The sequence below is a fragment of the Streptomyces sp. Ag109_O5-1 genome, assembly GCF_003814875.1.
Lineage (GTDB): Bacteria > Actinomycetota > Actinomycetes > Streptomycetales > Streptomycetaceae > Streptomyces > Streptomyces sasae.
In genome coordinates this window covers 37,889-56,914 of record NZ_RKQF01000001.1, presented here as the reverse complement: position 1 = coordinate 56,914, position 19,026 = coordinate 37,889, and the positions used below count along the sequence as shown (strand labels likewise).

Genomic DNA, 19,026 nt, shown 5'->3' with positions numbered 1-19,026 from the left:
GGTCCGCTGCCCGGCCGCGGGGCCGCCGCGTCAGGACGTTCCGGAGCGCACGATCACGACCGGGCAGGGGGCGTGCTGGGACACATGCTGGCTCACGGACCCGAGCAGCGCCCGGGTGAACCCGCCCCGCCCCTTGCTGCCGACGACGACCACCTCGGCGCCCTGCGCGGCCCTCAGCAGAATGTCCGCGGCGTTGCCGTGCACCACATGCGAGTCGACCGAGCCGGCCGCCTCCGGCCCCAGTACGTCGGTCAGTTCCTGCCGCATCCGCTCCCGGGCGTCGTCCTCGTCGACGTCCATGTCGACGGCGGGCCCGGACCAGTTCTGCAGCCCCTGCAACTCCCAGGCGGCGATCGCCTCGACGCTGCCGCCGAGGAGCCCGGCGTAGCGCACGGCCCAGCGCAGGGCGGCGTACGAGGCCGGCGATCCGTCCACGCCGACCACGACCCTCGGCACGGAGGCATCCCTGTCCATGTGTCCCACCTCTCCGACGGCTCCCGCGCAGCCAGGCCGCACGCCTCCACGCTGCGGGAGACCCGGCCGCCCCGCCAGAAATGGACCGCCAGGCGCATGACGGACGGCAGCCGGAACCGGACCCGACGCCGACGGGGAGGCGCGCCGGGACCCCGGTGAGACGGCGCGCGCCCCTGCCGACGACGGGCGACCGGGCGGCTTCGGACGCCGTCCTACGACGGCGACCAGGACCGGGGAAGGGGAGTCGCACCGACCCAGCGGTGATAGGCGTCCATGTCGACGTTGCTGCCGCACACGATGGTGACCACGTGCCGGCCGGCGAAGCGGTCGCGGTCTTCGAGGACCGCTGCGACTCCGAGCGCGGCCGACGGTTCGACGACGAGGCCGGCGTGGTCGAGGAGCATCCGCATACCGGCGATGATCGACGTCTCCTGGACCAGGACCGCGTCGTCGGCGACCAGGAGAAGGTCGTCCAGGACGGCCGGGATGGGACGCCGGCCGGCGACACCGTCAGCGATGGTGTCGGTCGAGTCGGTGGTGACGACACGCCGCCTGTGCCACGAGTGTGTCATCGCCGGCGCACCCAGCGGCTGGACGCAGATCACCTCGGCCTCGGGCGCCATGGCCTTCACCACATGCCCCACGCCGGTGGCCAGCGCCCCGCCGCCGAGGGCGATCAGGACGGCGTCGAACGACGGCGTGGCTGCCACCAGTTCCAGGCCGATGGTCGCCGCGCCCTCGCAGGTCTCGATGTCCAGGCTGTCCTCGACCAGCCGGATGCCGTCGCGGAGCGCGATGTCCGCGGCCCGCTCGCGCGCCATCTCGTGGTCGCCGTCCACCAGTTCCAGCCTGGCGTCCAGTGCACGGATGCGATCGAGTTTGGCCGCGGTCGCGAAGCGGGACGCCACGACGGTGACGTCCAGCCCCCGGCGGCGACCGGACCAGGCGAGGGCCTGGCCGAGGTTGCCCGCGCTGGCACACACCACGGATCGCGGGCCATCGCCGGCGAGCAGGCTCGTGACGACCTCGGTGCCGCGGGCTTTGAAGCAGCGGACCGGGTTGGCCGTTTCGAGCTTGATGCTCAGCGTGCACCCGAGGTCCGGTTCCAGGGCTTCGCAGCGGTACAGCGGACTGTCGAGAAAAATCGGGTCGATGAGCCGGCGAACCGCCCGGATCCGGGCGATGTCCAGGCGCGTCTCCTGCATGACACAGCAGCGTAGGGCTGTCGGCGCTACCGGGTGACCCCGTACGGAGCATGACCGTCAAAGAACAGCGACCCGACGGGGTGCGCGGCCCGCAGCCGGCTCCAGCCCTCCGCCGGGAAGCGCCGGAAGCCGGCAACGGCGGACGGACCTGTCAGTAGGCGTGGTGGACCTGCCAGAAGGCCCAGGCCTGGCAGGGGCTGCCGTAGACGGAGTTCATGTAGCCGAGGCCCCATTTGATCTGGGTGGCCGGGTTGGTCTGCCAGTCGGCACCGGCGGAGGCCATTTTGGACCCGGGCAGAGCCTGGACGAGGCCGTAGGCGCCGGAGGAGGGATTGACCGCGTGGTAGTTCCAGGTGGACTCGTGCTCCACGATGTTGCTGAAGCACTGGTACTGGTCGGCCGCCATCATCTGCCGCGCTATCGCCTGGATCTGCGCGACCGTGTAGGTGCTCTGCACCGGGAATCCGGAGGCGTCCTGGGAGGCGGTGGTTCCGGCCTTCTGCTTGGCCTTCTCGGCCGCTGCCTTCTTCTCGGTCGCCGTCTTGGCGGCGGCCTTGCGAGCGGCTTCCTCCGCGTCCTTGCGGGCGCCCGCGTCGGCGGCGACGGCCTGGCTGTCGGCCTGCTGCTTGAGGGAGACGGTCTGCACCTGGGCCTGCTGGCCGACCGGTATGTCCGCGAGCAGCGTCGCATCGGGTGCCGTGGCCTCCGCTTCGTGCGGTCGCGCGGTGTCGGCCGAGGCGACTCCGACGACGCTTCCGACAGCGGTCACCGCCGTGGCCGAGACCACTGCCAGCCCCCTGACCGGGTTCCGACTCACGTTCTTCCCTTTCGGCTCGTCCGTGCCGACCTGTCACAGCAGATGCAGACAACTCGGTTGCAAAGTCCGTCAGTTGGAACACTCTGCCGGGTCGGGTCGGGCTGCGCAATGGTGAAGGTGGTGTGGATGCTCACAGTTGAGGTGCCGCGCGTTCGCCGGTCCTGGCCGCCACCCACTCGGTCCGGAACCTGGTCCGCCGCCAAACGCCCCAGCCCGTCGTCGTGTTCAACACCACTGGCGGCGACAGCGGCTGAGGCGGAGGCGGCCCACCGGCGGCTGTGAATTCCGTCCGCACGGAACTTCCCCGTACCGGCGGCGACTTCAGCCGAGGAGGCGACGGCGGGCACATAGCCGACCTGGCGCTCTTCCAGCGCGGACCGCAGATCGCCGTAGACCTCGTCCCCCGCGACCCGGCCCACGCCCTGCCCGGCGTCCAGGAATCGGTCGATCACCCGGGCAGCCGGCTCCGGTTGGGTCGCGAAGACGATGCCCTCGCCCAGTCCCGCCGCCCGGCGGCGGTCCCCATCGCACGTCCACGAGCGCGGGATGTATGACTCACGGTCCACCGCCGCGTGCCCACGGGCACCTGCGTAGACCAGGTAGACGGCGACCTGCGCGTTCTCGACCCTCCCGGCAGTGCCGGTGCACTGGCGCTGGACCCCGACACTGTGCGTGCCCTTCTTCACGCCCCCGAACTCATCGACCACCAACACCGCATCCGCGTCACGCACGTGCTCCAGTACGCACTCACGCACGTCGTCACGCACCCGATCGGCATCCCACTTGGCACGGCCGAGCAGGTACTGCATGCCGTCCGGGGCGGCCTCCCCGGCCCACTCGGCGATCGACGACCCGCAGTTCTTGCGCGCCAGGTCCGACAGCAGCCCCAGCACCAAGCCGCTCACCCGACGCCGTGGTCCAACCCGGGTGAAGCGGCCCGCTACCCGGCCCAGCAGGATCGCGAACACCTCCTGCCGGCGGGCAGGTTCTACGCTGTGAGCCGCCGCCACCGATGATCTTCAGTCTTCGCACGCCGATGATCACCGGTGGCCGCACCAAACCTGCGTCCCCACCCGACTCCGGGCGCTCTGGCCGGCGACTGCGAGTGTTCAAGTCGGCGTGGAGGTCCTGCTCATCTTCTTCGCCCGGGCCTTCGTGCGCCCGACCCTCCTGAGAATCAACGGCACCCCCACGGCGATGGCTGCCTCGACTGCCGCCAGAATCAAGAATCCTCGGGTGACTCCCGTGAACAGGGTGATCGCCAAGGCAATGGCAGCACCGACAGAGATCCCCAAAGACGGTCGCCAGTCGTCGGTACGGATCACCGTCCAGCACAGCGGAGGGAACGAAAGGGCCGCGACGATGAAGACGGCGGCGTACCAACCGTAGCCGTCCGGCACCCCGCACGCGCTACGTTGGCCGTCGTTATGCCAGTCGCACCCGCCCTCGACAAGCCCGGTCGCCCCCCAGCCGAGCGCGACAGCGAAGCACAGCGCGTAGAGGGCTCCCCACCTCTTGCTGGTCATGCCCGGATCCTACGGGGACATCCTGGCTGACCTTCTTGACGACTTCACTTGGCACTTGACCACGCCGGAGTGCAGAACCGCCAACTGAAGCCTCCAGGACTCCGGCGGGCGAGATCTCGATCTGCTGCTGGAGTGCTGCTGGAGTACTAGGCGGTTTCGAGGAGCCGCTTCCGCAGTTGGACGGCGCCGGATTCGGTGAGCCAGTCCGCGAGCGTACGCAGTCCGGGATGGATGATGCGCAGCGCCTCGATGTCGGCATGCCAGCGTGATCCGGCCGCCCAGCGCTCCCGGGCCTTGGCGATCTCGGGGTTGAGTGCGGTTGCCTCGGCGTGGGTGATCTGCTCGTAGCGGATCGCGGCACCGGTGGCCTCACTGATCGCGGCGACCGCCTCGGCCGGGGTGGGGGCGTCCCCGGCGAGTTCCAGACTCCGTCCCGCGAACAGGTCCGGCCGATCGAAGGCCAGCGCCGCGAACTCGGCGATGTCCTCCACCGCGATGATCTGGGCAGGTTCGTCCGGCGGGAAGATGTGCCGGTGCATGCCGTGGGCTATGCCGTCGAGACCGATGGGCGTCGAACCGAGATAGTTCGACATGAACCGCACCGGACGCAGCACGGTCACCGACCGGATCCGTTCACGCAGGTAGTCCTCGATGCGTTTCTTCCCCTCGGAGCCGCCCGGTCGCCCCGGTGTGGACGCGATGCCCGTGAACACGACGTGCTCGACTCCCACCGCGGCCGCGGCATCGATCAGTGTCCTGCCGCGGGTGAACTCGCGCTCAGTGTCGGAGCCGGCCGGGCCGAAAGCCACTGGCGGTACGGCGAACAGTGCCGCTGCTCCCTCCAGTGCGGCAGGCAGACCCGACGGGTCGTCGAAGTCGCCGAACACAAGCTCCGCTCCGGCGGTTTCAAGTGATCTGGCGGCGGGCGCGGTCCTGTCCCGTACGAGCGCGCGCACCGGCCTGCCGGCCGCAAGGAGGCGGTGTGCGGTGGCGCCGCCCTGCCGACCGGTCGCACCGGTCACGACAACCAAGCCGTCAGTGGTCATGTCGTCCTCCGCCCCGGGGTGGTCGGTGGGTACGGTCGGGTCGGGCCCGGGGTCGATGTGGAATGCTCCACCCGGTTGAGTGGCACGGACAAGGGATTACGTGACATGACCGCAGCTCCCCAGGACGCCGGCCGGGCCGATGCCCGCCGTAACCGCAGGAAGGTGCTCGCCGCGGCTTCGCAGGCGTTCGACGAGCATGGCCTGGACGTCTCGCTCGGCGTGATCGCGCGGCAGGCGGGGGTCGGCGCCGGCACGGTGTACCGGCATTTCCCCAGCAAGGAGATCCTGCTGGAGGCCGTACTCGTCCAGCACCTCGACGACCTGGTGGACGCCGCTCGCCAGTGGGCGGGCCGCGTCGACCCCGTCGCGGCATTCTTCGGCTTCCTCCTGGAGGTCATCGAGACATCCCACGGGCGCAAGCACGCGTGCGACGCCTTGACCACGCAAACGAGTTGGCCACGGCCGAGCCTGTCCGCGTCGGCGCGACGGTTCCGCCAGGCACTCGAGGAGCTGCTCCGCGCAGCGCAGCAGGCTGGTGGGGTCCGCACTGATGTCGGCACGGACGATGTCGCCGCGCTCACCGTCGGGTGCGCGACGATGTGGGCCGCCCACCGCGACCGGAACGGCGGCGCCCGCATCATGCGGCTGGCGTTGGAGAGCCTGCGAACTCCCATGGCCGTCACGCAAGGACGGGGTTTTCGTGACACTCCCGGCGCGCTTCACACAGCGTCGCGGTGCGAGGAGTGCGGGGACCGGCTGGAGGCCCGGTTCACCGGCCGCCCGGCCCGGTACTGCGGAGCGACCTGCCGACAGCGAGCCCATCGCCGCCGCCTCGGCACGGCAACACCTTCCTAGCGGAGGACGTGGCGTTCGAGGCGTGCGACGGGTCAGCGTGGCTGTGGGCTTGCGGGAACCTCGTCGGTGGCGGTCGCTGAGAAAATGCGGCCGGCCCGGGCGCGAGAGGCGACCGCCGACCAGCCAGGGGCGATGCGTTCTCAAGCTGTGAGTCCGAGCGTGGCGGTTGCGTGCCGGGGGCGTGACCGGTAGTGATCGACTGCGGCTGCGATGTTGGTCCAGCCTGCTTGGCGCATGAGTCCGATAGCCAGGTTCCGCAGCGTGGCCATGGCGCGGGGTGGCGTCTCTGACGTGGTGCAGGGCCTCAACCGACCAGTGGTTCTGCACGAGTTGGGCGAGTTGCGCCGGGCGGGCCTGCTCGGGCGACAGGCTGGTGACCGCGTAGACGGTCTTCGTCTGGATCTTGCCGGTCCTGCGGTGGGTGCGGCGGCGCTTGATCTCCATGGCCTGGACGGCGTGCGGGAAGAGCAGGCCGGGCTGGACGGTGCAGACCTTCAGGCGGCGGACCTCGCGGCGGCCGTGCCCGGCCCCGGTGGTGCGGGCCTGCAGCGGGATCTCCCGCCAGGGCAGGCGCCGCAACTGCTTGCGCAGCTTCTTCTGGTTTCCTTTGACGACCAGGAGGTAGTGGCCGCCGGCGGTGATGACGTGCTCGGCGTGGGTGCGCTGGGTGTGCATCGCATCGGCGGTGACGACGACGCTGCGCAGGTCGAGCCGGTCCAGCAGCGGGGCGAAGGCGGGGATCTCGTTGCTCTGTGCGGCGACTTGACGCTGGGCGATCACGGTCTGGCAGCCGTGCAGCGCGGCGACGAGCAGGTGGACGGCCATGCTGTCGGTCGGGATCCACGCACAGTCTTGCTGTCGACGGCCAGGCCGATCAGTGTCTCGCCGGGTTCGTCCACCGGGTCGGCGGCGTACCGGGCGAGCCAGGCGCCTACGGCGTCGTCCAAGGCGTCGCCGTCCAGACGAGCGAGGAGTCGTCCCAGTGTGGAGGCGTTCGGTGTGCTGGAGGCGAGCCCGAGCTGTTCGCGCAGGCTGGAGTCGGTATCGGCGGCGGAGCGGGCGATGGTGGCCAGGGACCTGGCTCCGCCGAGCACGGCGACCAGGCACAGCGCGAGCAGGGAGCCCAGGTGGTAGCGACGGCCGCGGACCCGGCGGGGATCGGGTATCCGGCTCAACGTCTCCGCCAGGGAGGTGAACTGCTGCGGTTCCGGATCCGGGCAGGCGGAGTCGATGCCCTGGCAGTGGCGCTGCAGGACACCGATCAGGGAGGATGGCACGCGAACGCGACCCCTGTTCTGATCAAAGGCTTCGAGAACCTTGATCATCAGGGGTCGCGTCTCTCATTGTGAACCGCGCCGGGCCGCGCCGTGCAAGACCTCCGCGATCTCGCCACGGCCTGTGGTGGCACACCCGGGCCCGCGGCGCACTCCGCGTGTCTGCGCCGGGGATTCGCCACCGCACTGAGACTTGACCCGGACACGGCGACGCCACTGGCCACCGTGGGGCTCCTGCGTGGCCGATCGGCACGGCTTTCCAGTCGAGTCGGTCGAGTGCCTCGAACAGTCCCGGCTGGTTGCCCATGGTGTAGACGACCACACGATCAACAGGATCCGTGCTCTTATGTCAAATCTCTGCGTACATGGGTTCGAGACGCGACACCGCAGGTGGGCGACAGCCTCATCCCGCCATGCGAGAACGCACGAGCCATGGGCGTGGCCCCGACACGGACTTTTCTAGCGGGCTCACGGTTGTCCGGTATCGGCGCGTGGGCACCAGACGACAATCGCCGGACAACGGGCAACGCGGTGGCACGACGGAGCCCTGCACGTCGGCGCAGGTCACCGCCGTGCAGGGCTGCGTGATGCGTATTTCCGTCACTCCCAGAGGGGCGACTCCTCCAACCCGCCAAGGTTGACGCGGGCTACATCAGCCATCTGTCTTGCCCCTCCGAACATTGAGAAGCGCCTATGACTCTCAGACAGAAATTTGATATGCCAGCTATCCGACCGGTCTCAGCGCCCGCGCGAGCGCGTCGACGGTCACCCCGACGATCGCCCGGAGTTGCTCCGGGCTCGACCCGGCCCTACCCATCACCGCGAGAGACTGGTTCACGGCCGCTACGTGTACGGCGAAGTCCTCGGCGTTCTCGTCGGACATTCCGCCGGCCTTCAGCGCGGTGCGCAGGCGCGGGCGCTGGAGGCCGAACAACTCTTTGACATGCTCTGCGACGCTCGGGCTCAGCGCCGGACTCGCCATGACCGACTGGGCCATCAGGCATCCGTCGGGCACGGCGGGGTCGGCGATGCGCCCCAGGGTGACGTCGAAGAACGCACGGACGGCGGCGACGGGGTCCTCGGCCGCGCACGAGAGGGCGGCGTCGAACTTGTCGCCGTAGCGCGTGGCGTAGCGATCCAGGCAGCGAAGGAAGAGCGCGTCCTTGTCGCCGAGCGAGGAGTAGATCGAGCTGCGGTTCAGGCCGGTCGCCCGGGACAGGTCGTCGAGCGAGGTGTCGGCGTAGCCGGAGCGCCAGAACTGGATCATCGCGGCGTCGAGCACCGTGTCCATGTCGAACTGCTTCTTGCCTGCCATGCGGCCCATCCTCTCATCTTGGACTGCTCAGTTCAAGACGTGCTAGCGTCGAATCACGGTCCACCCGCCTCGATGGAGGATTCCCATGACCAACCCCGTCCCCGCCCTGCCCCTGCATGACCTGGCCGGATTCACGCACCGCTGGGTCGACGCCGACGGCGTCCGCCTGCACGCCGTCGAAGGCGGTCGACCGGACGGACCGGCCGTCGTCCTGCTCACCGGGTTCCCGCAAACGTGGTGGGCCTGGCGAAAGGTCATGCCTGCTCTCGCCGATCGGTTCCGGGTCATAGCGATCGACCGGCCGGGCCAAGGCAATTCCGAGCATCCGGAGCTCAGCTACGACACGCACACGGTCGCCGCGCACATCCAGGCCGCCGTGAACGCTCTCGGCGTGCGGGACTACTGGCTCGCCGGGCACGACATCGGCGCCTGGGTCGCCTTCTCCCTCGCCCTGAACTACGAGAGCCGACTGCACGGGGTCGCGCTGCTCGACGCCGGAATTCCCGGTATCACCATGCCGGAAGCGATCCCCCTCGACCCGACTCTGGCGTTCAAGACCTGGCACTTCGCGTTCCACGTGGTGCCCGATCTTCCCGAGACGCTGATAGCCGGCCGCGAGCGGGCGTACATCAGCTGGTTCCTGAAGACCAAGTCCCTCGCGCCCGACGCGTTCGAGGAGGCAGAGCTCGACCACTACGGCGCGGCCCTCGCCGTCGATGGCGGCCTGCGCGCCGGCCTCGCCTACTACCGCGACGCCGCCGAGTCCGCGCGCAAGAACCGCGCGGCACTCGAGCAACGGCGACTGACCGCGCCCGTCCTCGGAATCTCCAGCAGCCACGGCTCGATCCCGGATATGGAGGCCTCCATCAGCCCGTGGGCCGAGAACGTGACCGGCGTCATCGTGCCCGACGCCGGTCACTACATCCCCGAGGAGCAGCCCGAGGCCGTCGCCGCCGCCCTCACCGACTTCTTCAGCGGCCGTTAGTGCTCTAGCAGGAGGGCGATCCCCATTGCCGTCGGGGGCCCGTCAGTTACGGGCCCGCCCCGCGCGCCTACGGACGTGCCGTGAACCGCCCGTCGCCCCGCTTGTGCAGCGAGCCCCGGGCGGCGAGTTTGGTCATCTTCGCCCGCAAAGGTTCCAGCTTGCCGTGTACCGAGGCGTCCAGCCCCAGCCGCTCGCCGACCGCCCTGACCTGCACCGGGCCGTCCGCCTCCCGCACGATCGCCAGGATCTTGCGGTAGTAGCCGGGCAGCCCGCCCTCGTCGGCCGCGTCGCCGCGGTGCGGGATGAGCAGGACTGCCCGCCCGGCCACCTTCGCCGATGCCCGAGCGACAGCCCGGCGTCGGCCCGGGCCTGCTCGGCCAGGCGGTTCAACACTCCGCTCCGCGATCGCCAGTTCGTGCCGCTCGGCCTGCCTCCTGGAGTTGCTTGCCCAACTTTTCGGCGAGAGCGTCCAGTTCGCTCCGGCGGGCGGTGATCCGCTGCCGCTCCTGCATCCCCCGCGCCCTCCCGCGTTCTCACGGCGTGCCGACCTGCTGACGGATCGTAGGCGGGGGCCGGTCGCGGGCGCAGCCGAACCCGGCATCCCGCCAGAGCCGGACCTGCCCGATGATCTACACCATGGTCATCGGCCGTCGACCGCCACGAGTACCCAACTCGCCATTCACACCAGACCCGTGACCTGCGACTTCACGATGCACACTGCTCAATGGCGAACCGGGCAAACCGTCCGCAGCGACGCGTACACACGCGATCAGTTCATCTCGCTGGCTGAGAACGCATCAGCCCTGGCCGACCAGCCGGCAACCGGTCGCGGTGATAAATCCAGAGAATGAATGGCGATAATATTCGGGTTCCAGTTCCGGCGCTTACCAAATTGCCCCCGGGATCGCCACAATGAGTGGCTTTCCAGCGCCGGACCGGCGTGCTGCAGCGGCGTACTCAACCGGTCCTGTATTTCTCGGGCGTTGCGTGAGGCGATGGAAGGCTGGAGACGACATTGAGCGAAGGAAATTCCTTCTGGCCGGTGCGGCGGCCATGTTTCCACGGGGTGTTCTGAGAGCACGGGCGTAGGCGGCGACGGCTCACCCACCGACGGGATGTACCGACACCACGGTGAACACCCCTGCGCTGGAGAAGTTCGTCGACCCGCTGCCCAGGCCGAAGACAGCCGTCCCGGATCCTTCCGTCTATCCGGGCGCCGATTACTACGAGATCACGACGCGGCAGGGATCGTGGCGTTTCCACCGAGATCTCGGGCCGTCGCCTGTGTAGGGCTACTGGGCAACGAACCCGTACGATCCCCGCACGCCGATCGGCATGGGCTGTCTCGGGCCGACCTTCAGTGTGACCAAGGACCACCCGACGGACGTCAAGTACCGCAACGAGCTGCCGACCACTCACATGCTCCAGCACGTCATCGACTTGATCCGCAAGCGCGGACATCAAGGTGTGGAGCGTCGTAGACCAGCACGGCGGTTACACGGCACCACAGTCCGACGGTCTGCCGGAGCAGGCGTTCAGCCCGCTGGGCTGCCACGCCGAGGGCTACACCACCTTGGACTCGGGCCGGGTCAAACCCAACGAAGCGATCTACGCCTACACCAACCATGACCAGTCGTGCATGCTCTGGTATCACGATCACGCCATGGGGATGAGTGCGATCAACGTCTATGCGGGCCTCGCCGGTCTGTATGTCGTTCGTGACCCCGCCGACGATCGGCTCGGGCTGCCGCTAGGGGAATTCGAGGTCCCCCTCATCCTGCAGGACCGGACCTTCAAGACGGACGGCTCACTCGCCTACATATCCCTTCCCGGCCGTCGAGCCGCGACGCTACCGGCTGCGTATTCTCAACGCTTCGAACGAACGCTTCTGGCGGCTGGGGTTCGACGTTCCCAGAGAGGTGCTTCTCCAGCCTCAGCTGCCGTTCTGGCTGATCGGCACGGACGGCGGCCTCCGCGCTCCGTTGTAGATGCTCGATTTCCTGATCAGTCCAGCCGGGCGGTTCGACCTGATCGTCGATTTCAGCCGTATGCCCATGGGTACGAAGGTCACCCTGACGAACTACCCGGGCACGCAGGTTCACTATCCCGGCATCACCGGCTGTGGGCCGGAGATCGCGGAAATCATGCAGTTCCAGGTCACCAAGCCGCTGTCCGGGGCGGGGACAGGACGACGCCGCCCGAGAAACTCAAGCTGCCGGCGGCCGCGCCCATCATTCCGAAGCCGCACACCCGTCGGCGGGAATGGGTCGTTTACCAGCACCAGCTCTTCAGGACCATGACGTTCAACGCGGTGCCCTACATGGCGCCGTCCCAGGACTTCATCCGGGAGGGCCCGAGCGAGATCTGGTAATACATCAATCCGAACCATGACGCCCATCCGATGCATGTCCACCTCGTCAACTTCCAGGTGCTGAACAGGCAGCCGATCGACGCGGCCCGCTGTCAGGCGGATTACGACAAGCGGGTTTACGGCGGTCGCAAACCGAAAGACCTGCCGGTGTTGGCGCATTACTTCACCGGCCCACCGGTGCCACCGGACCCGGACGAAGTCCTGTCCTACAAGGACACGGTCAAGGCCCCATGCGGAGATGGTGACCAGGATCATCGTCCAGGACTTCCCCCTGCCGACGGATGCGATCGCGTCGATTCCGGGCAGCGGCACCGAACTCCCGGCGACGTACGTCCACCACTGCCACCTGCTCGAGCACGAAGACGACGACCTGATGCGGCCCTGGACGATCGTCCGGTCCGACCATCCTTGAGCCGGCGTCGGTTTGCAGGCGGGGAACCGTACTAGCCTGTGGCGTCGCCGCCGGTCTCGTCGTGGCTCGGTTCGATGCGGTCGACCACTTGCTCGCTCCATGCCCGGATGACGGATGTCTGCTCGGGAGTGAGTGGGGCGAGGAAGTGGCGGCGGATGTTGTCGGCATGCACGAGGATGGCGTTTTCGGCGGCGCGGCGGCCGTCGAGGGTCAGCCCGATCCCCGCGCGGCGGCCGTCGGCCCCGTACCGGGTGCGCTTCACGAAGCCGCGGTTTTCCATGCGCGTCAGCTGGTGCGAGACACGGCTCTTGTCCCAGTCGAGGGATTCGGAGAGCTCGCCGACGCGCAGCTCGCGGCCGGAAGCCCGCCACAGGGTCACCAGCACACTGAACTCGGCCTTCGAGATACCGCAGTCACGCTGCAGACCACGCTCCAGCTCCCTGGTGAGCAGGCGCTGCGCGCGCATCCAGGTGTCCCAGAGCTCCCACTCCTCGGGCTCTAGCGTACGAGTCTCCGTCATGCCGTAAAGGATAGCCGGACCAGGGGAGTTGTCACTTCAACTCGGCTCGGCCTAGAGTTGACGTGACAACTCCACCGGGAGGGGAACCATGCCACTCCGCATCGGCATCATCCTCGGCAGCACACGACCCGGGCGCCGGGGCGACCAGATCGCCTCCTGGGTGCTCGACACGGCGCACGCCCACGGCGGCGCCGACTACGAGCTGATCGACCTCGCCGACCATCGCCTGGGCAACCTCGACGAGGGCGGCAATCCGAATCTTCAGCAGTACGAGCACCCTCACACCCGCGACTGGTCCGAACTCATCGACGGCTTCGACGGCTTTGTGTTCCTCGTCCCGGAGTACAACCACTCCTTCCCCGGCGCACTCAAGAACGCGCTGGACTACGTGTACCGGGAGTGGAACGACAAGGCCGCCGGCATCGTCAGCTACGGCGGCTGGGCCGCCGGGGTCCGGGCCGCCGAGGCGCTGCGGCTCGTCCTCGCCGAACTCCAGGTGGCCACGGTCCGCGCCCAGCCCACCATCTCGACACACCCCTCGTTCCATACCGGCGCCTTCGTGCCCCAGGAGGGCCTCGACACCGCGGTTCGCGGCATGCTCGACCAGGTGATCGCCTGGTCCGGCGCGTTGCGCGGGGTGCGCGAGACCAAGGCGGAGGCAGGCGCGGCCGCCTGAGGCTCTGTCGGCGGCCGATCCTGTTGTGCCCCGGCTTCCGTGGAGTCGAGTTGCCGGAGCCCATCCTCCCGGCAACGAGACGACGTCGGGACCTCCATCGCCTCGACTATGTCCTCCCGCCCCATTGTGTTGGACCTTGTGTCCCCTTACTGTTCGGCTTTGCCTGAGTCTGTTCGATCCTGATTGCTCAGGCGGATGGAGGCCGCAGTGCGGGGAAGACGGATCCGTTCAGAGGTGGCGAGACCCGGTCGCCGTCGGTGGTGGAGGGCGGTCCTCGCGACGACCGCGACCATCGCCCTGGCCGTGGGCATGACCGCGCCCGCCGCGGCGCGTGACGTCGGCAAGCAGAGACCCGCCGCCGCGCCTGCCGACAGTCCGCAGGCGCACACGGTCAGCCTCGACGGCTACTCCTTCCTCGTCGACGGGAAACGCACCTACCTGTGGTCCGGCGAGTTCCACTACTTCCGGCTCCCGAGCCCGGACCTGTGGCGTGACATCTTCCAGAAGATGAAGGCCGCCGGCTTCAACTCCACCTCGCTGTACTTCGACTGGGGATACCACTCGCCGAAGCCCGGCGTGTACGACTTCAGCGGCGTGCGTGACGTCGACAAGCTGCTCGACATGGCCCAGGAGGCCGGCCTCTACGTCATCGCCCGCCCGGCGCCGTACATCAACGCGGAGGTCGACAGCGGCGGCCTGCCCGGCTGGCTGACCACCAAGGCCGGGAACAACCGCAGCGACGACCCGCGGTTCCTGAAGTACGCGGACGAGTGGCTGACACAGATCGACCGGATCATCGCCCGCCACCAACTCACCAACGGCACCGGGTCGGTGATCGCCTACCAGGTCGAGAACGAGTACTACAACGGCTCGGCCGCCGGCCGTTCCTACATGCAGCACCTGGAGGACAAGGCCCGCGCCGACGGCATCACGGTCCCGCTGACCGGCAACAACAACGGCACCTTCAACTCCGGTACCGGCGCCCTGGACGTCGACGGCCCCGACTCCTACCCGCAGGGATTCAACTGCTCGAACCCCTCGAAGTGGAACGGCGTCCCCGACATCAGCTACGACCACCCAGCCGGAAAGCCGCTGTACTCACCGGAGTTCCAGGGCGGCGCCTTCGACCCCTGGGGCGGACCGGGCTACGACAAGTGCGCCCAGCTCATCAACGACCAGTTCGCCAACGTGTTCTACAAGCAGAACATCGCCGTCGGCGCCACCGCACAGAGCTTCTACATGACCTACGGCGGCACCAACTGGGGCTGGCTGGGCATGCCCGAGAACTACACGTCGTACGACTACGGGGCCGCGATCCGCGAGACCCGCCAGCTCGATCCGAAGTACTACGAGGACAAGCTGATCGGGTACTTCACACAGTCCGTTGCCCCGCTGACCAAGACCGAGGGGATCAGGGCCACGCCGCCGGACGACTCCGCGGTCATCGACACCGCCCGGATGAACCCCGACACCAAGACCCAGTTCCACGTCCTGCGGCACGGGAACTCCACCTCCATGGCGGTCGACAAGACCCACATCTCGCTGGACTTCAACGCCCAGCCGTCCGCGGACACCACCTACACCTGGGACGACCCCGACTCCGCGCTGCAGTACACCGGTTCGTGGTCGCACGTGGCCAACACGAGCTACACCGGCGGCGACTACAAGAACACCGAGTCGTTCTCCAACAAGGCCGGCGACTCGGTCACCGTCCCCTTCGACGGCACCGCGATCCGCTGGATCGGTTCGAAGACGAACAACCACGGATACGCAGACGTCTACCTCGACGGCACCAAGGAGGCGACGGTCGACGACTCCGGCGGCGAGAGCCAGGCGGTGCTCTTCCAGAAGACCGGCCTGGCCCCCGGCGCACACACACTGAAGATCGTCGTCGACGGGAACCACAGCTCGGCGTCCACGGACAACTACGTGGCGATCGACGCCATCGACGTGCCCACGGCCGACGCCTCCGAGCCGACGTACCCGGTCGTGCCGCAGCAGCCGGGCACCGCGATCACGCTCGACGGACGTGACTCTCATGTGATCGTGGCGAACTACCGGCTCGGGGACTCGCAGTTGCAGTACTCCACCTCGGAGATCATGACCAGCGCGACGATCGGCGACCGGGACGTGGCCGTGCTCTACGGCGACCAGGGCAGCGACGGCGAGACCGTGCTTCGTTACGCGTCCGAGCCGACCGTCGTCACCAGTGACGGGACGGCCGCCACCACCTGGGACGCGGCCACCGGCGACCTGCGGCTGAACTACACGCACAAGGGCCTCGTCCGCATCAGCATCAGCGGCGGCGGGAAGCGCCCGCTGCTGCTGCTCGTGGGCGACAAGGCCACGGCGGAGACCTTCTGGCGCCAGGACACGGCCACCGGCCCGGTGCTCGTGCGCGGCACCCATCTGCTGCGCACGGCGACCAGCCTGGACGGCGGCCACACGGTGGCGCTCACCGGCGACAACGCCGACGACAAGAACATCGAGGTGATCTCCTCCGCCGCCCGAGTCACCTGGAACGGCAGGACATTGGGCGCCAAGGCGACCGACACGGGAAGCCTCACCGGCACCATCCCCGTGGCCGCCGCGGTGCATCTGCCGGAGCTGACGAACTGGAAGCACGCAGAGGAGTCCCCCGAAGCTGCCCCCGGTTTCGACGACTCCGGCTGGCAGGTGGCCGACAAGGCGACCACCAACAGCGTCTCCGGTGCCAACGCGCTGCCGGTGCTCTACGCCGACGACTACGGCTTCCACACCGGCAACACCTGGTACCGAGGCCGCTTCCGCACGACCGGCAAGGAGACCGGCATCCATCTGGTCTCGGACTCCGGTGGAGACGCGCAGGCGTTCTCCGCCTGGCTCAACGGCACCTTCCTCGGCAGCTCCACCACGGGCAGCGCCGACTTCACCTTCCCGGCAGGCGCGTTGAGGTCCGAGGGCGACAACGTCATCTCCGTGCTGACCGTGAACATGGGGCACGAGGAGGACTACAACTCCACCAACGGCAACAAGACCGCGCGGGGCCTGACCAGCGCATCCCTCGTCGGAGCGCCGCTGACCTCCGTCACCTGGCGGCTGCAGGGAGTACGAGGCGGCGAGGACCTGCAGGACACGGTGCGCGGCCCCCTCTCGACCGGCGGCCTGTACGGCGAGCGGGCCGGCTGGTCCCTGCCGGGCTACCCGGACGGCAAGTGGAACCGGGTGTCCCTGCCGACGACCGACAGCCGTCCCGGGGTCTCCTGGTACCGCACCGATGCCGACCTGGACCTGGCGCACGGTCAGGACACCTCGCTCGGCCTGACGTTCACCGACGACCCGGCCCGCAAGTACCGCGCCACGATCTTCGTCAACGGCTGGCAGCTCGGCAACTACGTCAACTACCTCGGTCCGCAGCACACCTTCCCGATCCCGAACGGGATCCTCGACCCGAACGGCCACAACAGCATCGCCATCGCCGTCTGGAACCTGGACGCAACCACCGGCGGCCTCGGCAAGGTCTCGCTGACCGACTACGGCAGCTACGCCTCGTCCCTGCGCGTCGAGCAGAACGACAGCCCGCGCTACGACGCCCGCAAGTACGCGATGCCGAGGCGCCCGGGAGCGGATGTCACCCTGGCCGTGCCGGACACCGCCCAGCCCGGACAGGCCTTCACAGCCCGCGCGACCGTGCGGGTGCCGAAGGACCGGCCGTCCGCCACTCGGCTGACGGCCTCCCTCTCCGCGCCCGACGGCTGGACCGTGAGCGCCGCGAGCCCCGCGTCGGTCGACCGTCTGCGACCCGGCAGTTCGGCCACCTTCAGCTGGGAGGTCCAGCCGCCGGCCGGGACGCTGCCCTCCGCCTCGGCGCTCACCGCCACGGTGCGCTACCGGCAGAGCGGGCGGCAGGCCACCGGCGCCGACGAGCGCATCGTCGACGGGATCCCGCCGGCTCCGCCGGCCGGGCAGAGCAACGTCAGCGACCTGACGTTCCTGTCGTCCACCAACGGATGGGGCCCGGTGGAGCGTGACAGCAGCGTCGGCGAGCAGGCGGCCGGGGACGGCCGTCCGATCACCATCGACGGCGTCGGTTACACCAAGGGCCTGGGCACCAACTCCGTCAGCGACGTCCAGCTCTACCTCGCCGGGCAGTGCTCGCGGTTGACGGCGGACGTCGGTGTCGACGACGAGACGGGCGGCGCGGGCACGGTGACGTTCTCCGTGATCGCCGACGGCAAGACCCTGGTGACCACACCGACGATCCGCGGCAAACAGGCCGCGGTGCCGATCGACGTCGACGTCAGCGGCGCCCAGGTGGTCGACCTCAAGGTCGGCGACGCGGGGGACGGCAACGGCAACGACCACGGCGACTGGGGGACGCCGACCCTGACGTGCGCCTAGGTTCTCCTGCCGGGCGCACACCCTGGTCGTGGAGGAGCGGACGGATCCCGCGACGGTGCCACCGTCGCGGGACGCCGGCACGGTGCCGGGCGGCGTGCGACTGTCAGTGCACGCCCTGGGCTTGTGTGTGGTCCCGCACAATGATCTTTCCAGTGTTCCGGCCGCGCAGCATGCCGAGGAACGCGTCCACGATGTGCTCGAACCCGTCCACCACCGTCTCGTCCAGAGCGAGTCGGCCGCTCTGCAGATGCGGTACGGCGAACGCGTACAACTCCTCCTGCAGATCACGGTAGTTGCTGACGAGGAATCCCTCCATACGCAGACTCTTCTCCACGATGTCCGCGTAGTCGAAGCGCGGCGGCGGCGTGTCGCGGGAGTTGTACTGGCTGATCGTGCCGACGCGGACGATTCGCCCGAACTCGCGCAGCGCGCCCACCGCCGCGGCCAGTTGCTCGCCGCCGACGTTGTCGACGAACACGTCGATGCCGTCCGGGGCGACCTTGCCGAGCAGGTCGGCGGCGGGCCCGTCGTGATAGTCGAAGACGGCGTCATAACCGACCTCTCGCGTCAGATGGCCGGCCTTCGCCGCCGAGCCCGCGCTGCCCACAAGCCGTCGGGCACCGAGCAGCCGGGCGAACCGCCCGGTCGCCGTGCCGACCCCGCCCGCCGCGGCCGACACGAACAGGTCCTCACCCTCCTGGAGCCGGGCGATCCGGGTCAGTCCTACATAGGCGGTCAGGCCGGTGCCACCGAGAACGCTCAAGTACGCGCTCAGCGGCACGCCGTCGAAGCGGGGCAGCCGCCGGATCTCCTCGGGCGTGACCACCGCGTGGGTACGCCAGCCCTGGCGGTGGAAGACGATCTCGCCCTCGGCCAGCCCGGGCGCGCGCGAGGCGATGACGCGCCCGATGGCCCGGCCCTCGAGCGGCGCGTCGAGGGCGAAACCGCCGGGAACGGCGTCCATCATCTCGCGGTGATAGGGGTCGACGGACCAGTAGAGGTTCTCCACCAGTGCGCTGCCGACGGCGTGTTCGGGAAGCGGGGACTCCACGAAGGCGAACTGCCCGGCGGCGGGAAAGCCGTGTGGGCGGGCGGTCTGGTGCACGGTGAGCGCGGTCTTCTTCATGTCCGGACCGTAGGGAGGGAATGCTCCTGCCGGGCAGCCGGTTG

16 protein-coding genes and 2 pseudogenes are annotated in these 19,026 nt (G+C 68.9%); 6 read left to right on the top strand and 12 right to left on the bottom strand.

Annotated elements, in window-relative coordinates; genetic code table 11:
* Nucleotides 1-30: 30 nt before the first annotated feature.
* From EDD90_RS00280 to EDD90_RS00255, 6 genes and pseudogenes are all read right to left on the bottom strand, one after another.
* A complete protein-coding gene (locus EDD90_RS00280) occupies nt 31-474 on the bottom strand; it encodes a universal stress protein (protein ID WP_123971162.1) in 444 nt (147 codons plus the stop codon).
* Between the two features lie 212 nt (nt 475-686).
* Nucleotides 687-1,679 carry a threonine/serine dehydratase gene (locus EDD90_RS00275; RefSeq protein WP_123971161.1) on the bottom strand — a complete coding sequence of 331 codons (993 nt, stop codon included), beginning with the start codon at nt 1,677-1,679 and terminating at the stop codon, nt 687-689.
* Between the two features lie 151 nt (nt 1,680-1,830).
* The gene (locus EDD90_RS00270) at nt 1,831-2,496 is read right to left on the bottom strand and encodes a transglycosylase SLT domain-containing protein (RefSeq protein ID WP_123971160.1); all 666 of its coding nucleotides are present in this window, start codon (nt 2,494-2,496) and stop codon (nt 1,831-1,833) included.
* A gap of 104 nt (nt 2,497-2,600) precedes the next feature.
* Nucleotides 2,601-3,449 (bottom strand): annotated as a pseudogene (locus tag EDD90_RS00265) (IS701 family transposase); the annotation flags it as partial.
* Nucleotides 3,450-3,605: 156 nt separating this feature from the next.
* Entirely contained in the window at nt 3,606-4,022 is a 417-nt protein-coding gene (locus EDD90_RS00260) for a hypothetical protein (RefSeq protein ID WP_123971159.1), read from the bottom strand.
* Between the two features lie 146 nt (nt 4,023-4,168).
* A complete protein-coding gene (locus EDD90_RS00255; RefSeq protein WP_123971158.1) occupies nt 4,169-5,068 on the bottom strand; it encodes an NmrA family NAD(P)-binding protein in 900 nt (299 codons plus the stop codon).
* 105 nt (nt 5,069-5,173) lie between these two features.
* Between EDD90_RS00255 and EDD90_RS54995 the strand changes: the two genes are divergently transcribed.
* The gene (locus EDD90_RS54995; protein ID WP_185149564.1) at nt 5,174-5,923 is read left to right on the top strand and encodes a TetR/AcrR family transcriptional regulator; all 750 of its coding nucleotides are present in this window, start codon (nt 5,174-5,176) and stop codon (nt 5,921-5,923) included.
* 336 nt (nt 5,924-6,259) lie between these two features.
* On the opposite strand, the pseudogene EDD90_RS56640 reads toward EDD90_RS54995, so the two are convergent.
* The 3 genes and pseudogenes from EDD90_RS56640 to EDD90_RS00240 all read right to left on the bottom strand — a co-directional run.
* Nucleotides 6,260-6,748: pseudogene (locus EDD90_RS56640) on the bottom strand (ISAs1 family transposase); the annotation flags it as partial.
* The gene (locus EDD90_RS00245) at nt 6,700-7,200 is read right to left on the bottom strand and encodes a transposase family protein (RefSeq protein ID WP_185148816.1); all 501 of its coding nucleotides are present in this window, start codon (nt 7,198-7,200) and stop codon (nt 6,700-6,702) included. The gene EDD90_RS00245 and the pseudogene EDD90_RS56640, both read right to left, overlap by 49 nt.
* A gap of 721 nt (nt 7,201-7,921) precedes the next feature.
* Nucleotides 7,922-8,512, bottom strand: a complete 591-nt coding sequence (locus tag EDD90_RS00240; protein ID WP_123971155.1) for a TetR/AcrR family transcriptional regulator — start codon at nt 8,510-8,512, stop codon at nt 7,922-7,924.
* 85 nt (nt 8,513-8,597) lie between these two features.
* On the opposite strand from EDD90_RS00240, the gene EDD90_RS00235 reads away from it, so the two are divergent.
* A complete protein-coding gene (locus EDD90_RS00235; protein WP_123971154.1) occupies nt 8,598-9,497 on the top strand; it encodes an alpha/beta fold hydrolase in 900 nt (299 codons plus the stop codon).
* A gap of 67 nt (nt 9,498-9,564) precedes the next feature.
* Here the strand turns inward: EDD90_RS00235 and EDD90_RS00230 are convergent, their stop codons facing one another.
* On the bottom strand, nt 9,565-9,825 hold the full coding sequence (locus EDD90_RS00230; protein ID WP_123980721.1) for a hypothetical protein: 261 nt from the start codon (nt 9,823-9,825) through the stop codon (nt 9,565-9,567).
* A 1,137-nt stretch (nt 9,826-10,962) separates the two neighbouring features.
* Between EDD90_RS00230 and EDD90_RS56635 the strand changes: the two genes are divergently transcribed.
* Together EDD90_RS56635 and EDD90_RS56630 are read left to right on the top strand one after the other, a co-directional pair.
* Complete coding sequence (locus tag EDD90_RS56635) at nt 10,963-11,868, top strand: multicopper oxidase domain-containing protein (protein ID WP_260327451.1); 906 nt, start codon at nt 10,963-10,965, stop codon at nt 11,866-11,868.
* Nucleotides 11,869-12,106: 238 nt separating this feature from the next.
* Nucleotides 12,107-12,280 carry a hypothetical protein gene (locus EDD90_RS56630; protein ID WP_260328824.1) on the top strand — a complete coding sequence of 58 codons (174 nt, stop codon included), beginning with the start codon at nt 12,107-12,109 and terminating at the stop codon, nt 12,278-12,280.
* Nucleotides 12,281-12,311: 31 nt separating this feature from the next.
* Here EDD90_RS56630 and EDD90_RS00220 read toward each other — a convergent pair whose 3' ends face one another.
* Nucleotides 12,312-12,800 carry a MarR family winged helix-turn-helix transcriptional regulator gene (locus tag EDD90_RS00220; RefSeq protein ID WP_123971153.1) on the bottom strand — a complete coding sequence of 163 codons (489 nt, stop codon included), beginning with the start codon at nt 12,798-12,800 and terminating at the stop codon, nt 12,312-12,314.
* 88 nt (nt 12,801-12,888) lie between these two features.
* Here EDD90_RS00220 and EDD90_RS00215 point away from each other — a divergent pair, with 88 nt between their 5' ends.
* On the top strand, nt 12,889-13,476 hold the full coding sequence (locus EDD90_RS00215; protein ID WP_123971152.1) for an NADPH-dependent FMN reductase: 588 nt from the start codon (nt 12,889-12,891) through the stop codon (nt 13,474-13,476).
* A gap of 309 nt (nt 13,477-13,785) precedes the next feature.
* Nucleotides 13,786-17,856, top strand: a complete 4,071-nt coding sequence (locus tag EDD90_RS00210) for a beta-galactosidase (RefSeq protein WP_398928397.1) — start codon at nt 13,786-13,788, stop codon at nt 17,854-17,856.
* Between the two features lie 103 nt (nt 17,857-17,959).
* Here EDD90_RS00210 and EDD90_RS00205 read toward each other — a convergent pair whose 3' ends face one another.
* On the bottom strand, nt 17,960-18,982 hold the full coding sequence (locus tag EDD90_RS00205) for an NADP-dependent oxidoreductase (RefSeq protein WP_123971150.1): 1,023 nt from the start codon (nt 18,980-18,982) through the stop codon (nt 17,960-17,962).
* Between the last annotated feature and the right edge of the window lie 44 nt (nt 18,983-19,026).

Coding starts and splice junctions, on each gene's coding strand:
- EDD90_RS00240 (WP_123971155.1), bottom strand. CDS start 8,512: ATGGCAGGCAAGAAGCAGTTCGACATGGACACGGTGCTCGACGCCGCG.
- EDD90_RS00215 (WP_123971152.1), top strand. CDS start 12,889: ATGCCACTCCGCATCGGCATCATCCTCGGCAGCACACGACCCGGGCGC.
- EDD90_RS00255 (WP_123971158.1), bottom strand. CDS start 5,068: ATGACCACTGACGGCTTGGTTGTCGTGACCGGTGCGACCGGTCGGCAG.
- EDD90_RS00205 (WP_123971150.1), bottom strand. CDS start 18,982: ATGAAGAAGACCGCGCTCACCGTGCACCAGACCGCCCGCCCACACGGC.
- EDD90_RS00235 (WP_123971154.1), top strand. CDS start 8,598: ATGACCAACCCCGTCCCCGCCCTGCCCCTGCATGACCTGGCCGGATTC.
- EDD90_RS00210 (WP_398928397.1), top strand. CDS start 13,786: ATGACCGCGCCCGCCGCGGCGCGTGACGTCGGCAAGCAGAGACCCGCC.
- EDD90_RS56630 (WP_260328824.1), top strand. CDS start 12,107: ATGGTGACCAGGATCATCGTCCAGGACTTCCCCCTGCCGACGGATGCG.
- EDD90_RS00275 (WP_123971161.1), bottom strand. CDS start 1,679: ATGCAGGAGACGCGCCTGGACATCGCCCGGATCCGGGCGGTTCGCCGG.
- EDD90_RS00220 (WP_123971153.1), bottom strand. CDS start 12,800: ATGACGGAGACTCGTACGCTAGAGCCCGAGGAGTGGGAGCTCTGGGAC.
- EDD90_RS54995 (WP_185149564.1), top strand. CDS start 5,174: ATGACCGCAGCTCCCCAGGACGCCGGCCGGGCCGATGCCCGCCGTAAC.
- EDD90_RS00260 (WP_123971159.1), bottom strand. CDS start 4,022: ATGACCAGCAAGAGGTGGGGAGCCCTCTACGCGCTGTGCTTCGCTGTC.
- EDD90_RS00280 (WP_123971162.1), bottom strand. CDS start 474: ATGGACAGGGATGCCTCCGTGCCGAGGGTCGTGGTCGGCGTGGACGGA.